Genomic DNA, 22,043 nt, shown 5'->3' with positions numbered 1-22,043 from the left:
GGTCATCCTCTCGGGCTCTGTCCGGCGTGCAGGGACTGGTCCCGCACGACGCCCCAGCCCTGGTACATCGGGTTCAGCCCAATGGAGATGAGGTTGCGCAGGAGGGCCGTGCGAGCGTAGGCGGCCCGGAACTCATCTCGAGGCAGCTCCTTGTAGCGGGCATCCTCGGAGAGGAGCACCGCGAGCGTGGCGGTGGCAACGGGAGCCGCCATTGAGGTGCCGCTGAGGGCTGCATAGGGTTTGGGAGCATCCTGGCTGGCGGGCACGGTCGAGATGATTCCGTTGCCGGGAGCGGTGCAGGCCATCTGCGGCCCCACACTGCTGAAGCTCGCCAGGAACAGGCCATTCCACGTGTACTTGTCGGGCGTGGAGGGCAGGTTGAGCGCGGCGGTGGTGCCCGCGGGCGCGGCCCCCAGCAGGCCGAGGGCGGAGACCGCGACGCACTGGGGATAGGCGGCGGGGTAGGCGATGGCGGCGCCGCTCTCATTGCCCGCGGCGCAGATGCAGAGCGTTCCATTCTGCTGGGCAAAGGCGATGGCGTCCTGCTCGAGCAGCGAGGGGGCTCCGCCCAGGCTCAGGTTGATCAGGTCCACCTGATGCTTGCTGGAGAGTGTGTCAATGGCGTTGGCGAGATCTCCTTGGTTGGAGTTCGTTGGGGTGGAGCCCGTTGCCGCCTTGAAGACGCGGGCCACGAAGACGTCCGCTCCAGGAGCTATGCCCCCGTAGTCTCTGGAGCCGTCGGGAGGCAAGGCTCCGATGATGCCGCAGACATGCGTGCCGTGCTGCTCCACGTCCGCGGTCATCTCCGGAGCATCCTGGTAGGCACCGTCGATGAAGGCGCCAATCCCTTTCACGTGGGACAGGTACGGGTGGGGTCCGATACCGGTGTCAATGACGCCGATGCGTATGCCACTTCCTCGGGTCGCCGAGAACCGTGACACCCCGACCAGATGGTGCCACCAGCCCAGCGGGCCCTCCTGGGGGAGCGGGGGCAGCTCGTAGCTCATCCCCGACAAGGGGTTCATGAACTCCACACCCCAAGCTGAATCACGTGGAGCGAGCACCATCCCGCTGGGGCGCCAGCTCAGTGGGTCGTAATCCAGCTTCACCTCGCCGTTCGCGTTTGTGGTGCCAGTCACAAGGACCGAGGACTGCGCTGCGCCAGCCGCCATCCAGGGCAAGTAGCCCCACGGGTAGAAGAAGGGCGGAGGGATGCGCAGGAGTAGTAGGAGCACCGAAGCGCCACCCAGTGGGGCTCCCCTCAGGGTCAGTCTCGCCGTGAAGGACGCGCCGCTTCCCGCTTGCGAGGAGGTGGGCGTCGGGGACTGTGCAGCCATGAGCCTGATGATTGCCGGGGGGGCGACCAGGGGCGTTTTCAGGACCTCGGGCTCGATGATCGAGTCGGCTGGCATCTGAGGCCACCTGGTGAGCATTTCCTGGGGATCCCCCTCGCAGAGGATGACCCGCCGTCCCTCGTCGTCCATGGGAGCATGCTCGCCCAGCACGTCAACGGAGCCCCGGAGCTGTGCGTTGAAGCTCTTGTCGAAGGACTCCAGCGAGCGCTGCCGCGACTGGCGGGAGCCGTGGACCGCGCGCAGATGGGAGATGACGAAGCGTCTACCACCGCTTTGTGTTTGTGCCGTGCTCTGAGCGCAGGCTGGCTCGTACGGTTGGGGCATGATGTTCATTGGGAGTCGCACTGGGCGAATTCGACCCAGCGAGGGCGGACGGAGGGCTACCCGCTACAGCCGCGACAGATGAAGCCCACTCTTTTCCTTGGGCAGGACCTTTCCGCTTCCTGGTCTTCTGCGCACACAGCGCCGAACGGGAAGTGCACCTACCTCCTCTTCCCGCCCTCTCCGCGCTCGCCTACCGACTCACCGATCGCGCTCGAGAACCGCGAGCGGTGGTTTAGCACGACTCAAGCAGACCGCACGCGAAGAACCCAGGTGCAAAAGCCTGTACGAGGTACTTTTTTCCGCGCGTCAGGCCGACGCACTCCTGGTAGTGCATCAGGTTGAGCATCCAATCGCAGTTCCCGCAATGGGCCCGAGTGTTCAACGTCTCGACGCACAACCGGTTGCGCTTGATGCCGGAGACACCCGCGTTGAACAGGGAGATCGGCTTGTAGAAATTGGTGGAGAAGCACATCTCCACGTCATCCAGATGGGTACTGCTCTCCTTCAGGGCTCCATCCTGGGTCGTCAACACAAGCCGCTTCCTGGATTCGAAGTTGTCACGCCCCAGGAGCCCCGCGAAGTCCATGTTCACCCCGTAGGACAAGAGCGAGAGCCCCGTTTCGGCCCCCCTGACCATCATGCAACTGGTGACCGCGTCGCCGAAGAGCGCGAACGGCTGAATCCGATCGGCATCCTCGACGACGAAGTCGAACGCCACGACGAGCACGTGGTTGACGTTCGGATCCAGGAACAAGCCGCGCGCGTAGTTCAGCGCGGCAAGCGAGCTCGCGCACTGCTGCATGGAGACGAACACCGGAACGCAGTTGACGAGCCCCAATTCCTCCAGGATGTTTCTGGCAAAATTCACATCCAAGTGACGAAGGTTGTTGTCCATCGTCGAGAAGACGATGTAGTTGACGGACTTCGGTGACACCCCGCTGCCGGCGATGGACTGGGACACGCATCGGCCAACATACGATTCGATCGGCTGCGTCATCTGCCAGAACGTCCGGCATCCCATGGCGCCCAGACTCAAACTCAGTCCCTTCGCGGAGCAGATCGCGCTGTAGCCTTCGATCGAGTCCGGAGTCCGCTCGCGGTCTCCGAATTCACACGCAAACGAAGTCAAGCCCAGACGTTTGGCATCTGTCGATATCACCCGGTTCCTCCAACTCTGCGCAGTCTACTCCTTCAGCAGCTTCGTCTTCTCGAGGTCGATCTCGCGAAAGACCGACAGGATCCCCTCAATGTAGTCGAGCCTGCTGACCCAATCCGGATTGAATTCCGCGTTCGACATGCCGTTGGCTTCCATGTAGTTGACCACCAGCATGATCACTGCGAGGGAGGTAATGCCGAGCTCCGCCCGCATTCTTGCCGACCTGAACGCATCCAAGTCGATATTGCCAAGATAATCCTGGGTTTTCAGGAACGTGGACAACCTGTCCTCGTACGCTTCGGTTTCCATCTCGTCTCCATCCATGACATGGGACGTTGCGACACGAGCTCAGAACGGCTTCTTGAACGGATACCCATTCAGGTTCTTCGCGTGTATCCTGTTGTGCCCGTACTTGTCCTGACCGGAGACCAGGACACAGCCGTGGTAGGCGAGGTCGATTTCGTCGCCGAACTCCCTGAGTCTGTCGATGTTCTCGTACACCTTCACCGAGGGCGACACATACCTCGAGGCGAACCCCATCCTCGTCTGGTCCTTGGTGGTGTTTGACAGAGAGCCGTGCACGCACCTCGCCAGGAAGATCACGAACTGACCGGCTTCCATCTCCATCTTGACCGATTCTACGCTATCAGGATCCCAGTCCTTGTCGATCTTCAGCTCCGAGTAGTCGAAGCCGAAGAAGTCGTGCCGCTTGCTGTCGGCCTTCTGGGACATCGGCTTGGATTCATCGTAGTACCACTTCTTGTGGCTTCCCGGGATGAACGTCAGGCAACCGTGCTCGCGGCGCGCGGGCGAGAACGCCGTCCAGACAGTGAGTTCCGAGGTCACAAGGATGGGGTTCTCTGTGTACTTCAGGGCAGGGACCGGGGTCTCCCCGGCCTGTGCTGCCGCGAAGGTTTCGACCTGGTGCCATCCGGTGCCCGCGTCACCCGGGTACTTGGGGAAGATATTCGTCTTCCAACACAGGATGTTGTCGCCCATCAAACTCCGGAGCTTCGAAACGATTTCCGGCCGCGTGACGTGCTCGGACAGCGCGGCGCAGTCGAGGTGCCTGTCGTAGTTGATGACTTCGGAGTGGTGTGGCTTGTTCTTTGACACCACCATCTCGAGCTTCGCCCGATTCCACCTTCTCACCGCGTCTTCCGGCGTGTACAGAGGGAATGGTCCGATGTATCCGTTTTCCTTGAAAAAGGCGACTTGAGAATCGGTCAGCCCGTCGACATCGCTCGTTGCGCTGGCCATCGATTTGTCTCCTGTCTGGAGTTTCGACTCTTGGACTCAACCATCGGTTGATTGCCGATTGAAGACCGTGGTGCTGCACAACCCACCCTTGGGTCAGAGCGCGTAGCCGGGAATCTCCCCGCACCGCTGCCACCCGAGGCGCTCGCACAGACGCTCGGCATCGCTCCCAGAGACGGTGTCCAACACCAGCAGCGTCTTGCCCGCTTCGCGCGCAGCGGCCTCCGCGGCCCGCATCAGCGCCGTACCCAAGCCGCGGCGACGCGCGCTCCATCGCACCTGCATCTTGGCGATGTCGCCTCGGTGCGGCTGGTTTTCGGGCGTGGCCAGCACGACCTGCGCTGTGCCCATGATGGTGGTCGTGGCCATGTCTTCAGCCCTCTCAGGCGATCAAAGAACCACAAGCGATCTTGCGCGAACGACGCGGGAGCAATGGGCACTTGGTCGGAAACAGGGCCGAGCGAGAGCATCTTGTGGTCATTTTGCCCCCCCTCGTGAGCATTAGCGTACCGAGGGGTCTACACCGATACATTCATGGTGTCAACTGTGGGTGAAAAGCAACAATTCTGCGGGTGAAGATGGACGGGGATGCCGGTAAGTGTTCACTGGCTCAGGCAGCGAGTGCAGCCTGAGCTCTGGTCGAGTGAGGCCGGACTCGCAGTGATGCCCTATCGTGAAGGTGGCGCTTTGGGCGTGGGGACTTGCAACGCCAGCACGCCCCGGGAGCAAAGCCCCTGCAGCGTCGCCAGTTCACGGCCCAGCGAGGGGCGGGCCAGCACCTGCCCGGCGCGCAGGCCCCTCACTTCACCCAGTAAGCCCAGTTCCTCGGGCGACAGTTTGGTGTTCTCGAAATCCGAGATGACATGACCCTCCGCATCCAACAAGCGCACGACGGGCGCGAGCCGGACTTCCAGTTCCTCGAAGGGGAGCGGCGCTGGCAGAGGAAACCGAAGCTGCTCCAGGCTGGCCCGCACACTGCGGGAGAAGGCACTGCGGGTGAAGGTGCGCAGGATATATTCGCGACCCTTCTGGCACGCGACCGCGTTGGACTCGGGCGCCTGCATGTCGGCGAAGATGCGCGCGGCCACCTCGCCGTAGGCGTTGGGATTTCCCAGGGCCATGCCCACATCCTCCCGCACGTGGATGCCGTGGCCGGGCGGCAAGACGTGCCGGTGATTGCCACTACCGTTGGTGTAGATGGGGCATCCGTTGAATACCGACTCAAGTACGTAAAAGCCGAATGGCTCCGGCAAGGCATTGTAGGCCAGGCCAAAGCGCGCCGACCGGAACAACCGGAAGAGGGCCTTCTGGTTGAGGTGCTCGATGGGGATGAATACATCCTCAAGCCGGAGGCCAAGCGCCTCGAGCCCCATCCTGGCCGCTTGCGCCTCGGGGGGGCCGCTGGCGAGCGCGTGCGACACGAGGGCGAAGTTCCTTGCTACCACGGTCAAGCGGAAGCGCTGCCCCAAGCCGTGCTCCTTCGACATCCTATTGAGCAGGAGCAAGATGGAGCAAACGGCCGTCCAGTCCGGCTTGCCTGGCTGGAGAGCATGCCCCACGACGTCCTCTCCTCCTTCCAGCGACCGCAGCAGGTGCGGCGGCAGTTCGCCTCCCCTCAGACGCGGGTCTCCGTCGGGCTCATCAACGCAGGGAAGAACCGGCTCAAGGCGGTCAACCACCTGGAAGGCCTCCGGCGTCAAGCACCGGCGCCTACGCCAATCCGGCAGCGTCAACACGCAGGTCAGGAGCTCCTGCATGTAGGAAGAGAGCACCCAATAGCGGTCGATAATGGGATTGCCGATCCAGGTGGCCGGCGAGCCAGCGAGCCCGTGGAACAGGACGACCGTCCTACGGGCAGACGCCTGGCTCGGGAGACTGATGCCTAGACCACGATCGCAGTAGACAGCGAGTTCCGCCGGCAATCCACCACGCAGGCACCGGATGCGATCCGCAGTCGCCAGTGGGATGAAGGTGTCTCCCGACACCGGCCGCTGCAGGTAGAGGCCCTGGCAGTCATGACCGGATTGAGACAACTCCTCGGCCAACAACGCGTTGATGAAACCCGATGCGCTGCTATATGGCTCCGCTTCCATGAGGAGGGTGGCGCGCCTGGACATGTAATCCTCTTGTTGAAAACGCCAGATTTCGCAGTGCTCAATCTCTACCGAAAACGTCGAATCAGAAAGCAAGCACGAGACGTTGCGCCCACCATGCGGAGTGCAAGCCAATCCCGTGTATCAGGTATTTTTGACTGCGCTGGCATGGTCTGCATGCGTCTGAAAAGTCTCAAACTGTATTGAAGTCTCGTGTCCGCTCCTCGATAGTTCCCTCGAACCCAGGGGCCGGCTTGTCGAGCCAAGCGGGCAGGGGTACGTAAGGTGTAGCGCCCGGAGAAAAGGTGCGTGGCCTGGGCATGGTGTACGGTATCGACTTGGCGCGGGAGGGAGCTTCGAGCGAGCCCGGTGCGTACAGGCGCTGTGTTTCGAGCGCGGCCTCGTGCTCGAGCCGTGCAGCCGCGAGGACACCGTACGACGGAAGCGCGTAAGCCAGGAGTGGGTACGTTCCACCACCCAGCGCCGCGCCTTCTTGCGCGCACTGCGTTACGCGCGTGCACCGGGCCAAGTCGAGCACCGATTCCGGCCCAAGGTGAGCACCCGTTCCGGAGCAAGGTGAGCACCCATTCCGGGGATGCCGAGCGGGCATTCCGGGCAAGGTGAGCACCCATTCCGGGCATACCGAGCACCTCCTTGACGGGGGCGCATGGGCCTGCTGAGGAGCCGGGCGGAGCATCAACGGTGCTGGGCAGCAACTGGCCTCTCCGGCCTTCCTTCAAGGAGGTGGAGATGGCGGCAGAGAGGCTGTCCATGCGGAAGCTGCGAGAGTTGTTCCGGTTGAGGTTCGAGGCCAGGTTGTCGACGCGAGCGATAGCGGCGAGCCTGAGTGTCGGCAACGGCACGGTGTGCGACTACCTGGGGAGAGCGCGAGTAGCGCAGCTACCCTGGCCGCTGCCGCCGGAGCTGGATGACGACGCGGCGCTGACGGCGCTGCTGTTTCCCGGTGACAGCAAGGCTGCGGCGGAGCGCCCGGAGCCGGACTGGGCGCGCATCCACGCGGAGCTCAAGAAGAAGGGGGTGACGAAGCAGTTGCTGTGGCAGGAGTACCTGGAGACGCATCCCGGCGGGTACCAGTACAGCCGCTTCTGTGAGCGCTACGGCCGGTGGCTGCAAAGCGCGAGCGTCACCATGAGGCAGGAACACCGCGCGGGCGAGAAGAGCTTCGTGGACTTCAGCGGTGACGGGGTGCAGGTGGTGGACGCCGTCACGGGAGAGGTGCGCGTGGCGAAGCTGTTCGTGGCGGTGCTGGAGGCCAGCAACCTCACGTACGCGGAGCCGGTCTTCAACGAGGACATGGCCACGTGGGTGGGCTGTCACGTACGCGCCTTCGCGTACTTCGGCGGCGTCACGGAGTTGGTGGTGCCGGACAACCTCAAGGCGGGAGTCACGCGGGCGCACCGGTACGAGCCGGACACCGATCCCACGTACGCGGACCTGGCGCGGCACTACGGCTTCGCGATTCTTCCGGCGCGACCGCGCCGGCCGCGGGACAAGGCCAAGGTGGAAGTGGGCGTGCTGCTGGCCGAGCGGTGGATTCTGGCGGCGCTACGCCACCGTCACTTCACCTCGCTGTCCGAGGTGAGCGAGGCGGTGAAGCCGCTGTTGGAGAAGCTCAATGCCCGGCCCATGCGCAAGCTGGGCAAGTCGAGGTGGGAGCTCTTCGCGGAGGTGGAGCGCGCGGCGCTCAAGCCCTTGCCGAGCCGCCCGTACGAGCTGGCCTTCTGGAAGAAGGCGCGCGTCAACATCGACTACCACGTGGAGCTGGAGGGGCATTGGTACAGCGTGCCCTACGGACTGGTGGGCAAGGAGGTGGAGCTGCGTCACACGGAAGCGTGCGTCGAAGTCTTCCTCGCGGGCCGGCGTGTCGCCAGCCACGTGCGCAGTGAGCAGCACGGACGCTTCACCACGCAGGCCGAACACATGCCGGCCTCGCACCGGCAGCACGCCGAGTGGATGCCCTCGCGCGTGGTGCAGTGGGCGCAGAGCGTGGGGCCCGCGTGCGCGCAGCTGGTAGAGGAGCTGATGAAGCGGCGGCCCCACCCGCAGCAGGGCTTCCGCTCGGCGCTGGGCATCATCCGTCTGGCCGACAAGGAGAAGTACGGCACGCAGCGAGTGGAGAAGGCGTGCGCACGGGCGCTGCGCCACCGCGCCTTCAGCTACAAGTCCGTGGCCGCCATCCTCCAGCATCACCTTGAGGACGCCGAGGAGGCGCGCGAGGCCAAGGGCCCGCTGCCCGAGCACCAGAACGTGCGCGGGGCCAACTACTACCACTGAGAAACGTGCCCGCGCGGCTGTGCGCGGACACTGTTGGCCGGTGCGGACACGGTCTCACTAAGTAAGTTGCCAAAAGTTCCCGACACAATCGTGTGGCCTCTGCACTGCGTGCGAAGCCACGCCAAGCCGGCCTTCCGGCCGCGCGCTGCACGAACTTGTCCAACAGTTGGACAAGTTTCTGAAGACCGAGCCCGGCAGGGGCACCCGCCCCGCCCGAACTCCACCGGAGGGTGTGGGCCCTTGTGTAAAGGAACTTCTGGTCACCTACTTAGCACCGGCGAGGGCCTGCGCGCGCCCTGACAACAGGGCGCGCTCCGGCCGGCGAAGAGACCCAAGGAGAAGACAGATGCTGGTGGACCAGACACTGGAGAAGCTCAACGCGATGAAGCTGCATGGCATGGCCAACTACCTGCGTGGGTGGCTGGAGAAGGCCCCTGACAAGGACGTGTCGGCGACGGACCTGGTGGGCCTGCTGGCGGACGCGGAGTGGATGTACCGGGAGAACAAGAAGCTGAGCACGCGCTTGCAGCACGCGAAGCTGCGCCAGCAGGCGTGTCTGGAGGACATCGACTACGGCCACGCCCGCGGACTGACGAAGGCGCAGGTAATGGAGCTGTCCACCTCGAAGTGGGTGGAGGGGCGGCAGAACGTGCTGCTGACGGGTCCGACCGGAGTGGGCAAGAGTTTCCTGGCGTGCGCGCTCGGGCAGAAGGCCTGCCGCGACGGCTACAGCGTCGTGTACCGCCGCGCCTCACTCCTGTTCGACGAGCTGGCGCAGGCGCGCGCAGATGGCACGCACCCCCATGTGCTCAAGCGACTGGCCAAGGCGCAGGTGCTGATTCTCGATGATTTCGGGCTGGAGCCGCTGGGCGCGGCCGAACGCAAGGAACTGCTGGAGGTACTGGAGGACCGCTACCAGGTGAGCGCCACCGTGGTGACCACGAACCCGCGCTGATGCAGCAAGAGTAACGAAGGACTTTCCTCCCCCAGGCCAGCCGTTTGTCCAAGTAGAGGCCCTGCTGAAGCTGGCGCAATGGCTGCGCGAGCGGACAGCTGCCGGGGAGACTTTCGGTGCAATGCCCGAGAGAGCCGAGCGGAGTGCCCCAGTGGGAGGTGCTCCCCGCGAGCCTGCAGGTGCGGCTGGTGAGCGTCCTCGGAAGCATGGTGCAGAACTACCTGCTCGCCGTCGTCGCGGAGGTGGGCCATGAACGCTCCTGCCAGGCTGCATCCACTGGAGACGCGCACGGAGAAGCTGCAGAGCCGCCACCTGGAGCGGCTGGCCGTCGTCTACATCCGCCAATCATCCATGGGGCAGGTCCTCCACCACCAGGAGTCCACGAAGCTGCAGTACAGCCTGGTGGACATGGCGCGGCGACTGGGATGGGCCGCTGAGCGGATCCTCACCATCGACGAGGACCTCGGCATGTCGGGCGCCTCAGCGCAAGGACGCCATGGCTTCCAGCGACTGCTCGCCGAGGTGGCCCTGGACCATGTCGGCATCGTGCTGGGCGTGGAGATGTCGCGGCTGGCCCGCTCCAACCGCGACTGGCATCAACTGCTCGAGCTGTGTGCCCGCTTCGGCACTCTCATTGGTGACTTAGATGGCATGTACGACCCCTCCCTCTACAACGACCGGCTACTGCTCGGCCTCAAGGGGACAATGTCCGAGGCCGAGCTCCACATCCTTCGGCAGCGACTGCAGCAGGGGAAGCTCCAGAAGGCCCACCGGGGCGAGCTGGCCAAGCCCGTCCCCACCGGCTACCTGCGCACGCCTGCAGGAGACGTCGTGCTCGACCCCGATGAGGAGGTGCGCGCAGTCGTGCACTTCATCTTCCACACCTTCCGGCGGCTTGGCTCGGTGGCAGGAGTGCTGCGGGTGCTCGCACAGCGCGGCATGCGAATAGGGGTGCGCATGCGGACCGGCCCGGACATCGGCACTCTCGAATGGAGGAGGCCCCACCGCAACATGGTGGTGAACGTCCTGCGCAACCCCATCTACGGGGGCGCCTACGTATATGGACGCCGAGGGACTGACCCACGCAAGCAGCAACCGGGGCGTCCGGCCACTGGCCGCACGCCGCTGCTGCCGCCTGCGAAGTGGCAGGTGTGCTTGCCGGGACAGATGCCCGCGTACATTGAGTGGGAGGAGTACCTGCGAAACCAAGCGCGGCTGGACGCCAACCGCGCGGGAGCGGAAGGGAGTGGCCCGGTGCGAGAAGGGAGTGCCCTGCTGTCGGGACTCGTCGCGTGCGGCAAGTGCAACTACCGCATGTCCGTCCAGTATGGGAAGGCGCGCAATGGCAAGCGCTACGCCCGCTACGTCTGTGCTCACGACGCGACCACCTACGGAGGGGCAGTCTGCTCGACGGTGACGGCTCCCGCGCTGGACAGGGTAGTGGCGGCACTTGCACTGGAGGCCCTTGCTCCCGCCGCGCTGGAGGTGTCCCTCAAGGTGGCGCGCGAGGTGGAGGGGGAGCGCGCCGAGCGCGAGTCCCTCTGGCAGAAGCGGCTGGAGCGGGCACGCTACGAGGCCCAGCGTGCCGAGCGGCAGTACCACGCCGTGGAGCCGGAGAACCGGCTCGTCGCCCGCACGCTCGAGCGGCAGTGGGAGGAGAAGCTCGCAGCGGTACGTACCCTCGAGGAGGAGTACCACCGGCAGCAGCAGCACCTGCCCCGCCATCTCACGGCCGCGGAGCAGGAGACGATTCGGCGGCTCGCCCAGGATGTGCCTCGCCTGTGGACAGCCGAGAGTACGAGTGTGGCGGACAGGAAGACCCTCCTACGTCTGCTGATTGAGAGGGTGGACGTCACCGCGCACGACGACAGCGAGAGGGTGGACGTTGTGGTGCATTGGGCCGGTGGCCAGCAGACACCCACCCAGATGGCACGTCCCGTGGGACGGCTGAACCAGCTCGCCCGCCACAAGGATCTCCTCGAGCGCATCCGCACCCTGCGCAGGCAGGGCCTCACCGTCGAGCAGATTGCCGAAGCGCTCAACAAGGAGGGCTGGAAGACACCCACCCAGCGCAGCCCCTTCAACGAGCGCCTGGTGCGAGCCATGGTGCACCGCCACGGCGCGCCTGCACGAGGCCCTCGTCCCGTGCCCAGCGACGCTCCGGATGCATGGTGGCTGGCCGATCTGGCGCGCGAGCTGAACATGCCCGTCATTACTCTCTACGGCTGGATACGTCGTGGCTGGCTGAAGAGCGCGAGCGTGAAGGGCCAGCGTGTCGCGTACGCGGACCGCAAGGAACTCGCGCGCCTGAAGAAGCTGCGCGAGCGGCAGCTGCGCTTCCGGTCCGCGACCCGGACGCAGGAAAGCCGAGCGTGACTGGAGGTGCATTGTGGATGGTCGAAGACGAGCCAGTTCGAGCCGAAGGACTGGCACGCCGTCATCGGCGACGCGACGCTGGCCGACGCCATCGTGGACCGGCTGGTGCACAACGCCCACCGGCTGAAGCTGGCGGGCGACTCCATCCGCAAGGTGGACGTGAACTTGACCAAGGGCCGCAAGCAGGCGAAGTGACCACCACCCCAGCGTCGCTGACGCTCCGACTTCTCACTATCGGCCGGAACGGCTGCTCGGCTTGAGCTGGAACGAGAGCTCACCTTGGCCGGAATACGCAGTTACGCCTTCCAGGCGTGGTGCTTGCGAGGTGGCAGGTTCAGGGTGAAGCCGAATTCCTCCGCCACCCAGCGCACCTCGTCATAGCCGTAGCCCTTGTCGACGCACGGGTGCTGGAGAGCGCCTTCAGCCGGAGCGGGTCGAGGCACCGGCATGGACTCCACGGTGCTGCGCATCAGCTTGTGGTCGTTGGTGTTGGCGCCGCCGACTGCGACACCGACAGGTGCCCCGCGCCCATCTGTCAGCAGGCTCTTCTTGGTGCCCCTTTTCCCACTTCCAGTCGATGCCCGCCAGGGCCTGATAGGGCCAGCAGAGGAGGGCGTCGTGAGCGTGCCGTGCGCGGCTGATAACCTCTGGAGGATTTCCGGTTGGCCTCCGGAGCCACTTCACCAAGGATCATGCTGGGACGAAGAGAAGGGACGCAAACACCAGGGACGCAAAAGGGACGTAATCGAACGGACGCCCCCGAACGCCGGCGAATACATGGGTCCGATGGCTCATCGCCCGCAAGCGCCCGTTTTTTAGAGAGAAAAGAGGTCGGTAGGACAGAGGAATCGAACCTCCCAGGGACATGTCTCCATGCCCCCCACCGGTTTTGAAGACCGGGCCGGCCACCAGGTCCAGAGGTCCTACCACTCGCGATTACTGCCGGGCCGCGTGCTCCACGTCAACGCCGCGTTTCAATCCAACCCGCGCTGCCACAGATCGTCCTCATCCAGCCCCATCAGGTGACCCACCTCGTGCATCACCGTGATTCCAATCTGCTCGATGAGCTCCTCGCGCGTCTTCGCGAAGCGCTCCAGGTTCTTCTGGTACAGCACGATGGACGCAGGGTAGGGGTCGAACGTCCCCAGGATGCTGTGCCGCTCTCCCACCGGTGAGCCCCGGAACACTCCCAAAATACACGGTGACAGCGGCGGCGACTCTCCCAGCAGATCCTCGTCCTTGGGAATCTCCTCCACCGCGATGGTGACGTTGTCCAGGTACTCCTTCACGTGCCCGGGCAGCGCCTTCACCGCGTCCTCCACCGCCTTATCAAAGGCCTCCTCGCCCAGCTCCACCGGTGGGGGGAACTCCTTCGGCGCCACCGCCTGCGCCTTCCCGAACCGCTTGCGCGCCTCCTTCGCCTCTCCCCGCCGCTCCGCCAGCAGTCCCAGGTAGTGGTGTGCCCATGGCTCGTCCGCCGCGTCCTTCAGCACCTCCTCGAACGCCCCCTGCGCATCCGGGAACCGGCACAGCTCGAACAGGGCAATGGCCCGCTCCAGCCGCGCCTCCACCGATCTCGGCACGTGCCCCAGCGCTGCCTCCAGGCTCACCATCGCCCGCGCACACTCGCCCACCTGATTCAGCCCGGTGCCCTCCAATAGGAGGAACTCGAAGAGCAGCTCCACGTCGCTCGCCCGCTGGGCCAGTTTCCGGCCCCGAGCACATAGCTCCAGGCCTTCTTCCACCGCCTCGCGGTCGTCTCCCACCCGGCATACCAGGCACTCGGCCGCCCCGAGCAGCAGCTCCAGGTCATCCGGGGCCGCCTTCAGGGCTTTCCCGTATGCCTCCAGGGCTTCTTCAATGCGCCTCAGCTCCGTCAGGGTCGCCGCCTGCCAGTGCAGGGCCTCGGGCAGCCCAGGGGCCTCGGCCAGCAGCGCCTCGGCTCCCGCCAGGGCCTCCTCGAAGGCTCCCTCTTCAAATGCCGCCGCCACCCCGTCGAGCCGAACCTCCACGTCCGACGGCGCCGCCTGCTTCGACGTCCGCTTCCCCATGTGCGGCCACATACGAACCCCTTCCGCGCGTTGTCAACGTGCGTCACGGCTGTTACGTTCCGCGGCCCCCTGCCTCCTCTGTAAGGGCCCGTGAACATTCTGGTCGTGGATGATGACGTCGAGCTGTGCACGCTGCTCTCTCGGTTCCTCGAGAAGCACGGGTACACCGTCTATTCCGCGGCAGACGCTTTGCAAGCGCTCGACATCCTCGAGCGCCACTCGGTGGGTCTCGTCATCAGCGACTACCGGATGCCCCACATGGACGGCATCCAGTTCACCGAGATGCTCAAGGCCGACCCCCGCCACCAGACCACCTCCGTCATCCTCATGACGGGCAACGCCGACGGCAACGTGCACGACAAGGGCCTGCGCAAGGGCGTGGCCATGACGCTGGAGAAGCCCCTGGACTTCAATCAGCTTCTCAACCTCGTGCGCTTCGCCGAGTAGTCCGCCCGCCATCCGGGCCGTCCGCTCCCCCACAGCCACTCCCTTCCGTGTTGACAACCCGGGGCCGCCTCTTATTTTGGCGCTCGCCTGGGCCGAGTGCTAACCCCGGTACTCCGGCCCGCGTAGCACATTCTTCAGTATTTCCAGGAGGTTATGATGGCAGCCAAGGAAATCTTCTTCCACCAGTCCGCCCGCGACGCGATTCTTCGCGGCGTGCGGATTCTCTCGGACGCGGTGGCGGTGACGCTGGGTCCCAAGGGCCGCAACGTGGTCATCGAGAAGTCGTTCGGCTCGCCCACGGTCACCAAGGACGGTGTGACGGTCGCCAAGGAGATCGATCTCGAGAACAGGTTCGAGAACATGGGCGCCCAGATGGTCAAGGAGGTGGCGTCCAAGACCTCGGACAAGGCGGGTGACGGCACCACCACTGCCACCGTGCTGGCCCGGGCCATCTACGAGGAGGGCCTCAAGCTGGTGGCCGCCGGCCACAGCCCGATGGACCTCAAGCGCGGCATCGACAAGGCCGTGGAGGTCGTGGTCGCCGAGCTGAAGAAGCTGTCCAAGCTCACCGCCGACAAGAAGGCCATTGCCCAGGTGGGCACCATCTCCGCCAACGGCGACGAGACGATCGGCAACATCATCGCCGACGCCATGGAGAAGGTGGGCAAGGAGGGCGTCATCACGGTGGAGGAGGGCAAGGGCCTGGAGACCACCCTGGACGTGGTCGAGGGCATGCAGTTCGACCGCGGCTACGTGTCGCCCTACTTCGTCACCAACCGCGAGCGCATGGAGGTCGTGCTCGAGGACGCCTACCTCCTCATCAGCGAGAAGAAGGTCTCGTCGATGCAGGATCTCATCCCCGTGCTCGAGCAGGTGGCGCGCTCGGGTAAGCCGCTGCTGATCATCGCCGAGGACGTGGAGGGCGAGGCCCTGGCCACCCTGGTGGTGAACAAGATCCGCGGCGTGCTGAACGTGGCCGCGGTGAAGGCGCCGGGCTTCGGTGACCGTCGCAAGGAGATGCTGCAGGACATCGCCACCCTGACGGGCGGCACGGTGGTGAGCGAGGAGCTGGGCCACAAGTTCGACGCCCTCACGCTCAACGACCTGGGCCGCACCAAGCGCATCACCATCGACAAGGACAACACCACCATCGTCGACGGCGCGGGCAAGAAGGAGGCCATCGAGGGCCGCATCAAGCTCATCCGCGGCCAGATGGAGACCACCACCAGCGACTACGATCGCGAGAAGCTGCAGGAGCGCCTGGCGAAGCTGGCCGGCGGCGTGGCGGTCATCCACGTGGGCGCCGCGACCGAGACGGAGATGAAGGAGAAGAAGGCTCGCGTCGAGGACGCGCTGCACGCCACCCGCGCGGCCGTCGAGGAGGGCATCGTCCCTGGCGGCGGCGTGGCCTACCTGCGCAGCCTGGACGCGCTGGACAAGCTGAAGCTGGGTGGTGAGCAGGACTTCGGCGTGGACATCATCCGCAAGGCCCTGCAGGAGCCGCTGCGGAAGATCGCCTCCAACGCGGGCCTCGAGGGCGCCGTCATCATCAACAAGGTCCGCGAGGGCAAGGGCGCGTTCGGCTACAACGCCCGCACCGACGTGTTCGAGGACCTGGAGAAGGCTGGCGTCATCGACCCGACCAAGGTGGAGCGCACCGCGCTGCAGAACGCGGCCTCCGTCGCCTCGCTGCTGCTGACCACCGAGGCCATGGTTGCCGAGCGCCCGAAGAACAAGGGCAAGGGCGCTGGCGCCGGCGGCGCCCCGGACTACGGCGGCGACGACCTGGAGTACTGAGCCAGCGTGAGCTGAGCTGAACTCACGGCCCTGGGTGCCTCTCTCGTGGAGGTGCTCGGGGCCGTGGTGTTTCCGGGGGGGGTTGTCGTGAGTGGGGGACGCCCCTCACCCCAGCCCTCTCCCAGAGGGAGAGGGAGTGTTGCGGCACAGCAGGCGGGACAGCTCGTGGCTGAGCTCTGGCGCCTCCAGGTCCCTGGGCAGGCACCCGGACGCCCCAGCGCGCAGGGCCTCCAGCACCGTCTCCTGGGAGAGGTATCCAGCGAGCACCACGAAGGGCGCCCCTTGGCCCAGCTTCCGCGCCAGATCCAGGGCCTGGCGCCCGTAGGCACCCGGAAGCTCCCAGCTCACCACCACGGCCGCTGGTGGCTCCGCGGAGGGCTCGGCGGGTGCATCCGTCAAGACTCGCGCCTCCAGTCCCAGCAGGGCGAGTGCCTCGGTGAGCTGCCGAGCCGCGGCGGGGCTGTCCTCGAGCACGTCCACACGGCGGCTCACCAGGGGCTGTGTGTTCCGGGTGGGGACGGTTTGTGCAAGGGCCTCTCGCAGCTTCGTGCGCACCTCGCGGATGTCGTCGAAGGGCTTGAGCAGGTAGTCGAGCAGTCCGAGCTCCAGCGCCTGCTGCGCCGTCACCAGCGAGGGGTAGCCCGTCATCAGGATGACGCGAGAGCCCGGGTCGAGCAGACGCGCCTGCTGCGCCAGCTCCAGGCCCGAGAGGCCCGGAAGGTTCTTGTCCGTGACGATGAGATCCACCGGTCCGTGCTTCAGCCGCTCGAGGGCCTCCTCGGCGTTGGCGGCCTCGATCACCTCGCACTCCCGGCTCATCAGATCCTTGAAGACGCTGCGGATGATCTCCTCGTCATCCACCACCAGCAGGCGGCGGCGCGAGGGGACCGGCGCGGGGACGGCCGCAGTGGTGCTCGGGGCGGACGCCACCGGCTGGGCGCCCGGGGGAGGGAAGAGGACTCGGAAGACGGTGGAGGGCGGAGGCTGATCCGCCAGCACCGAGGACGGGACGAGCTCCAGCCGCGCGTGATGCTCCTGCGCGATGCGCCGGCACACCGCGAGCCCCAGCCCGGTGCCGCGCTTGTTGCCTGTCACATAGGGCTCGAAGAGGCGGTGCCGCACGGCCTCGGGGACGCCCGGGCCCCAGTCCGCCACGTACATCACCGGCGACGTCCCCTCGCGCGTCACCACCACCTTCACGCGCCCTGGCCCCGACACCGCGTCGCGCGCGTTGTTGAGGAGGTTGAGGGTGAGCTGCTCCAGCAGCCGGCCATTGCCCTGGACGGAGAGATCCTCGGGCGCCTCCACCTGGAGCGTGACGCGGGAGGAGTCCGGGTTGAGGGCGAAGGAGCGCGCCGCCGCCTGCACCTGCGTCACCAGCGACACCGTCTGTTGCGGCGCGGGGCGCTCGCTGGCCAGCCGGGTGAAGTCGGAGATGATCTGCTCCATCCGCTCTACCTGGGCCAGCATCTGCCGCAGCGGGCCGCGCGAGCCAATCTCCTCGGAGAGCATCTGGGTGTAGGCCTTCACCCCCAACAGCGGCTGGCGCAACTCGTGGAGAACCTCGGCGGCGAGCTGGGTGGAGCCCGTGCTGGTGCGTTGCAGCTCCGCGGCGGCAGCCTTCGCCGCCGGCAGATCGCCCGCCTCCAGGGCCTGCAGCAGGTGAGCGAGCGGGACCGGGATGTCCATGGTTCATCAGCATGACCGAGCCACCCGCCCGGCCGCAACGCGAGGCGCTGGAATCCGTTGACCAGCGGCCCTGGCACACGGATGCTTCCGGCTCCTACACGTTCCGCCCATACTGGCCGTACGTCCCAGGGGAGTCCCTCATGCCGCAGACCAATCCGTTCCACTCGATGGTGCCCAGGAAGTTGACGGACTCGGAGCTGGCCCGCGCCATCCGGTTGGACATGGAGGCGGAGCTGGACGCCATCAACCTCTACGCCGCCCATATCGACGCCACGGACAACGAGGACGCCAAGGCCATCCTCCGCCATGTCATGGACGAGGAGCGCGAGCACGCCGCGCTCTTCTGGGAGCTCATCGCCCGCCTGGATCCCGCCCAGGCGGAGCACATCAAGGTCATGTCGGAGAAGTTCCGGCTGATTGTCTCCGGGGCCTCGCACGAGGCAGTGGAGGCGGCAGGCGAGGGCGGTGAGCGCGCCGCCGCGGCGGAGCCCGGCCTGGACAAGCGGCTGACGGTGGGCTCGCTGCGGCGCTGAGCCCGGCTCAGCTCCCGGTGGGCTGGCTGTGGCGCGCCGGGGGCGTGGCCTCCAGGTCCTTGGCTGCCACGTAGACGACGTTCCGGGTGCCCTTCTTTCCCCGGTACATGGCGCGGTCTGCCAGGTCCAGCAGCGTGGACTTGTCCTGCGCGTGCTCGGGGAAGCTGGCCATGCCGATGCAGGTGGAGAGCGCCAGCGAGTGGCCCTCGCGAGCCAAGAAGCGGTGGTTCTCCACGGTGCGCCGGATGCGCTCGGCCACCTTCAGTGCGCCCCCCGAGTCGGTGCCCCGCAGCAGCACCACGTACTCGTCCCCGCCGTAGCGCACCGCCACGTCCCGGTCGCGCACGCACCCCTTGAGCACTCGCGCCATCTCCACCAGCAGCTGCGAGCCCACCAAGTGCCCGTGGTTGTCGTTGATGCTCTTGAAGTAGTCCAGGTCCAGGAAGAGGAGGCTGAAGACGCCGTTCGTCTGCTGGGCGCTCTTCACCTCGCGGTCCAACACCAGGTGCAGGTAGCGGGTGTTGAAAAGGTGGGTGAGATCATCCAGGTAGGCCAGGTCCTCCACCTCGGCGATGCGGCCCAGGTTGCGCAGGGCCAGCGCCAGGCAGCGGGCGAGGAAGCCCGTGGCCTCGGCAATCCCCTCGGGCGGAGAGCCGGGGTAGAGCAGCACGGTGTAGCCGAGCAGATCTTCCCCCTCGATGGCGGGGACGGCGAGCGCGCGCGGCCAGAGGCCCGGCAGCCCCTCCAGTACCCGCACCTCCCGGGACGTCCCCAGGCGCGACGTGAGGAAGGCGACGAGGGCGGCCTCATGGGTCTGGCTGCTCAGCCCCTGCGTGCCCAACAGCCGCGATCGGCCGCTGCCATCCGCCTGGAAGAGCATCGCGGCGCTGGCCGAGGTCATGGAGAGGAAGGCGGTGCAGGCCGTCTCCGTCAGCCGACCCCGGTCGAGCGTGGTGGAGATGCGTTGTCCCGTTTCCAACAGCGAGACGTGCCGGCGCAGCGCGGCGTTCTCCCGCAGCAGCTCGCGCGTGGCGAGCGCCCGGTTCACGGCATGCTGGAGTACCTCCGGCGCCACGGGCTTGACGAGGTACTCGGAGGCCCCGCTCTTGATGGCGCGCACCGCCGGGTCCACCTTGTCCAGGCCGGTGATGACCACCACCTCGATGCCTGGGTAGTGCTCCTTGGTGTGGCGCAGCACCTCCATCCCATCCCCCGTGGGGAGGATGAGGTCCGTCACCACGACGTCGTAGGGCTCCTGGGCCAATGCCTCCTTGACCTCATGGACGCTGGCGACGGCGGTGACTTCGTGGCCCACCCCACGCAGGTAGTCCCCGTACAGGGCCCGGGCGATCTTTTCGTCGTCGACGAGGAGGAGGCGCGCCATCTCATGGAAGGGCTTACCACCCCGGCATCGGCGCTGCTAGCCTGCCACCGTGCCTCCCTACGAAAGCGGACGCCGGCTCTGTCTTCTGATGGAAGCGGGAGACACCCGCTTCTCCGTCGAGGCCACCTCCGTCATGGAGGTCGCCGCGCCGGGCCCCGACGAGACGAGCCTGCGAGGTGTCCTGGAAGTGAAGGATCTCTCCGTGCTGCTCGGCGGCGAGCCGGAGCAGACCCCGGGCATGGTCGTGGTGTTCGACGTCAGTCCTACACTGGCTGTCCGCGTCCGCTCGATTGTCGAGGTGGCGGACGTGGCCCCGGCTCCCCACTTCCTGCTGCCCTCGGGCCTCGGAGACACCCTGGCCGCGCTCAGCCGCAGCGCCGTGCTGCACAAGGAGCGGCTCTATCTGGAAATCAACGCCGACGCGCTCCCCCACGAGCCGGGCACCGTGAGCCCTCCCCCGAAGCTCCCTGTACAGCTCGTCGGGACGGCGCCTGAACGCTCGCTCGTCTTCGAGTCGCAGGGGCGTCTGTTTGGTCTCCCACTGTCTCTGATCTCCCAGGTGGTGACGCGGGGACCCGCATTCAGTTCTCTGCCGGGGAAGAGTGGGGCGGTGGCGGGCGTCATGCCCCATGGACAGGCGCTCTGGCCCCTCTACTCGGCTCCGGCACTGCTGGGGGGGACCTCCACCGCGGAGGAACTCCTCGTGCTGGCCGAGGCGGAGGGCCGTAGCTTGGGGCTGTGCGCCTCGCGCGTGCTGGGCGTCCACCCCCGCTTCGAGCCCGCCGAGGAGCCGGGGGAGTTCACCGCGCCCGGCATTCCGGCCCCCGTGCTCTTTCTGGACCTGCGGCGCATGTTTTCGTGAGCTTCCGCTTGTTTTCTTGAAGGCCCGGGTGGCGAACCGTAAGCTGCCCGGCTTGACAGTGGGACTCAGCGTCCCGATTTCTCAACGAATTCTAGGGGGTTGGATCCCCCGAGGCCCGAACCGATGCCCAAGAATCTGCTGGTCGCCGATGACTCGCTCACCATCCGCAAGGTGATCGGGATGATCTTCGCGACCGAGGACTTTCAGGTCACCGCGGTCGACAACGGGCTGGACGCCATCACCCGGTCGCGTGAGCTGCGTCCGGACGTGGTGCTCGCGGATGTGATGATGCCGGGCAAGAACGGCTACGAGGTCTGCGAGGCGCTCAAGAACGATCCGTCCACGCAGGGCATCCCCGTGCTGCTGCTGGCCGGTACCTTCGAGGCCTTTGACGAGGCCCGCGCGCGTGCGGCCAGGGCGGACGATCACATCACCAAGCCCTTCGAGAGCCAGGTGCTCCTCGACAAGGTGAAAACGCTGGTGGGACAGAAGTCCAACACCATGCCCGCGTCCGCCGCCACCCAGGTGCTTCCCAGCAGTGCGGGTGCACCCGCCGCCGCGCAGCCTCCGCGTCCCGCCGGGCCTCCGGGTCCTGGCGGGCCGCGTCCGCCGGGTCCTGGAATGCCGCCGGGGCCGGGCGTGCCGCCAGGGCCGGGCGCTCCTCCGGGTATGGCTCGTCCAGGCATGCCGCCGGGACCGGGGATGCCCGCGGGTCCGCGTCCGGGCATGCCGGGGCCGGGTGCTCCGGGCATGGCGCGTCCGGGTGGTCCTCCGGGGCCGGGCATGCCGCCGGGTCCGGGTCCGCGTCCGGGCATGCCGCCGGGGCCGGGTGCTCCGGGCATGGCGCGTCCGGGTGGCCCTCCGGGGCCGGGCATGCCGCCGGGGCCGGGTGCTCCGGGCATGGCTCGTCCTGGGATGCCGGGGCCGGGCATGCCGCCGGGGCCGGGTGCTCCGGGCATGGCTCGTCCTGGGATGCCGGGGCCGGGTGCTCCGGGCATGGCTCGTCCTGGGATGCCGGGGCCGGGAGCCTCTCCCACCGCCGGCATGCCAACGGGCGGTCTGCCTCGTCCTCCGGGCGCCACGCCGCTGCCTACGGCGACGCCTCCCGTCTCGGGACGCGGCAAGGATCCGTTCGGTCTCGGCGCCCCCGCGGCGCAGCCTGCTCCTGTCGCGGAGGCGGGTGGTCTGGAGGAGCTCTCGCTCGATGAGCCCGAGCCTATTGCTCCGACGCCGGCTCCGACTCCGGCGCCCGTCGCCGTGGAGGCCCGGCGCGCTCCCGCCGCCGATGGTGGCGAGGCGCAACTGCGCGAGGCTCTCTCGAAGGCCTCCCGCGAGGTCATCGAGAAGATCGCCTGGGAGGTCGTTCCCCAGCTCGCCGAGACGATCATCCGCGAGGAGCTGGAGCGGTTGATCAAGGACCGCGAGACGAAACACTGAGCTCGAATCGTCGTATCTGCCTTCTTCACCCC

Annotated in this window: 18 protein-coding genes, 1 tRNA gene and 1 pseudogene; 9 read left to right on the top strand and 11 right to left on the bottom strand. The window is 66.6% G+C overall.

Translation table 11 applies throughout. From position 1 onward, the window contains the following. Window positions 1-2: 2 nt before the first annotated feature. The 6 genes from OV287_RS33715 to OV287_RS33690 all read right to left on the bottom strand — a co-directional run bounded on the left by OV287_RS33715 (window position 3) and on the right by OV287_RS33690 (window position 6,209). Window positions 3-1,679: a S8 family peptidase gene (locus OV287_RS33715; protein ID WP_267538148.1), complete on the bottom strand. Its 1,677-nt coding sequence runs from the start codon at window positions 1,677-1,679 to the stop codon at window positions 3-5. Between the two features lie 232 nt (window positions 1,680-1,911). After that, the gene (locus OV287_RS33710) at window positions 1,912-2,700 is read right to left on the bottom strand and encodes a beta-ketoacyl-[acyl-carrier-protein] synthase family protein (protein ID WP_267538147.1); all 789 of its coding nucleotides are present in this window, start codon (window positions 2,698-2,700) and stop codon (window positions 1,912-1,914) included. A 162-nt stretch (window positions 2,701-2,862) separates the two neighbouring features. Next, entirely contained in the window at window positions 2,863-3,144 is a 282-nt protein-coding gene (locus tag OV287_RS33705) for a hypothetical protein (RefSeq protein ID WP_267538146.1), read from the bottom strand. A 39-nt stretch (window positions 3,145-3,183) separates the two neighbouring features. Further along, window positions 3,184-4,095, bottom strand: coding sequence for a chlorinating enzyme (locus OV287_RS33700; protein WP_267538145.1), 912 nt, complete (start codon window positions 4,093-4,095; stop codon window positions 3,184-3,186). Between the two features lie 93 nt (window positions 4,096-4,188). Beyond that, window positions 4,189-4,461, bottom strand: a complete 273-nt coding sequence (locus OV287_RS33695) for a GNAT family N-acetyltransferase (RefSeq protein WP_267538144.1) — start codon at window positions 4,459-4,461, stop codon at window positions 4,189-4,191. A 299-nt stretch (window positions 4,462-4,760) separates the two neighbouring features. Then, a complete protein-coding gene (locus OV287_RS33690) occupies window positions 4,761-6,209 on the bottom strand; it encodes a hypothetical protein (RefSeq protein WP_267538143.1) in 1,449 nt (482 codons plus the stop codon). A gap of 747 nt (window positions 6,210-6,956) precedes the next feature. Between OV287_RS33690 and istA the strand changes: the two genes are divergently transcribed. The 4 genes from istA (at window position 6,957) to OV287_RS33670 (ending at window position 12,006) form a co-directional block, all read left to right on the top strand. Next, window positions 6,957-8,480 carry an IS21 family transposase gene (gene istA, locus OV287_RS33685; protein ID WP_267538142.1) on the top strand — a complete coding sequence of 508 codons (1,524 nt, stop codon included), beginning with the start codon at window positions 6,957-6,959 and terminating at the stop codon, window positions 8,478-8,480. A gap of 346 nt (window positions 8,481-8,826) precedes the next feature. Further along, entirely contained in the window at window positions 8,827-9,435 is a 609-nt protein-coding gene (locus OV287_RS33680; RefSeq protein WP_267538141.1) for an ATP-binding protein, read from the top strand. A gap of 249 nt (window positions 9,436-9,684) precedes the next feature. Then, window positions 9,685-11,811, top strand: coding sequence for a recombinase family protein (locus OV287_RS33675; RefSeq protein WP_267538140.1), 2,127 nt, complete (start codon window positions 9,685-9,687; stop codon window positions 11,809-11,811). Window positions 11,812-11,817: 6 nt separating this feature from the next. Then, a complete protein-coding gene (locus tag OV287_RS33670) occupies window positions 11,818-12,006 on the top strand; it encodes an ATP-binding protein (RefSeq protein WP_373371852.1) in 189 nt (62 codons plus the stop codon). Window positions 12,007-12,107: 101 nt separating this feature from the next. Here the strand turns inward: OV287_RS33670 and OV287_RS33665 are convergent. The 3 genes and pseudogenes from OV287_RS33665 to OV287_RS33655 form a co-directional block, all read right to left on the bottom strand. Then, window positions 12,108-12,377: pseudogene (locus tag OV287_RS33665) on the bottom strand (IS5/IS1182 family transposase); the annotation flags it as partial. A gap of 266 nt (window positions 12,378-12,643) precedes the next feature. Then, window positions 12,644-12,739, bottom strand: a tRNA-Sec gene (locus tag OV287_RS33660). 46 nt (window positions 12,740-12,785) lie between these two features. Beyond that, window positions 12,786-13,862, bottom strand: coding sequence for a metallopeptidase family protein (locus OV287_RS33655; protein WP_267538139.1), 1,077 nt, complete (start codon window positions 13,860-13,862; stop codon window positions 12,786-12,788). 90 nt (window positions 13,863-13,952) lie between these two features. Here OV287_RS33655 and OV287_RS33650 point away from each other — a divergent pair, with 90 nt between their 5' ends. Together OV287_RS33650 and groL are read left to right on the top strand one after the other, a co-directional pair. Then, window positions 13,953-14,309, top strand: a complete 357-nt coding sequence (locus tag OV287_RS33650; RefSeq protein ID WP_267538138.1) for a response regulator — start codon at window positions 13,953-13,955, stop codon at window positions 14,307-14,309. A 156-nt stretch (window positions 14,310-14,465) separates the two neighbouring features. Further along, window positions 14,466-16,106 (top strand): chaperonin GroEL, encoded by a 1,641-nt coding sequence (groL, locus tag OV287_RS33645; RefSeq protein ID WP_267542458.1) that lies wholly within the window; start codon window positions 14,466-14,468, stop codon window positions 16,104-16,106. A gap of 105 nt (window positions 16,107-16,211) precedes the next feature. Here the strand turns inward: groL and sinK are convergent, their stop codons facing one another. Beyond that, on the bottom strand, window positions 16,212-17,795 hold the full coding sequence (gene sinK, locus OV287_RS33640) for a hybrid histidine protein kinase/response regulator SinK (protein ID WP_267538137.1): 1,584 nt from the start codon (window positions 17,793-17,795) through the stop codon (window positions 16,212-16,214). A 140-nt stretch (window positions 17,796-17,935) separates the two neighbouring features. Here sinK and OV287_RS33635 point away from each other — a divergent pair, with 140 nt between their 5' ends. Continuing rightward, window positions 17,936-18,328, top strand: coding sequence for a demethoxyubiquinone hydroxylase family protein (locus OV287_RS33635; protein WP_267538136.1), 393 nt, complete (start codon window positions 17,936-17,938; stop codon window positions 18,326-18,328). Between the two features lie 7 nt (window positions 18,329-18,335). Here the strand turns inward: OV287_RS33635 and OV287_RS33630 are convergent, their stop codons facing one another. Then, window positions 18,336-19,712, bottom strand: a complete 1,377-nt coding sequence (locus tag OV287_RS33630; protein ID WP_267538135.1) for a GGDEF domain-containing response regulator — start codon at window positions 19,710-19,712, stop codon at window positions 18,336-18,338. Window positions 19,713-19,761: 49 nt separating this feature from the next. Between OV287_RS33630 and OV287_RS33625 the strand changes: the two genes are divergently transcribed. After that, the gene (locus OV287_RS33625; protein WP_267538134.1) at window positions 19,762-20,574 is read left to right on the top strand and encodes a chemotaxis protein CheW; all 813 of its coding nucleotides are present in this window, start codon (window positions 19,762-19,764) and stop codon (window positions 20,572-20,574) included. Window positions 20,575-20,697: 123 nt separating this feature from the next. Next, a complete protein-coding gene (locus tag OV287_RS33620) occupies window positions 20,698-22,011 on the top strand; it encodes a response regulator (protein ID WP_267538133.1) in 1,314 nt (437 codons plus the stop codon). The last annotated feature ends 32 nt before the right edge of the window (window positions 22,012-22,043 follow it).

Source organism: Archangium lansingense, from assembly GCF_026626635.1.
Classification (GTDB): domain Bacteria; phylum Myxococcota; class Myxococcia; order Myxococcales; family Myxococcaceae; genus Archangium; species Archangium lansingense.
The sequence above is the reverse complement of the archived record's forward strand: the minus strand, read 5'-3'. Positions and strand labels throughout refer to the sequence as shown.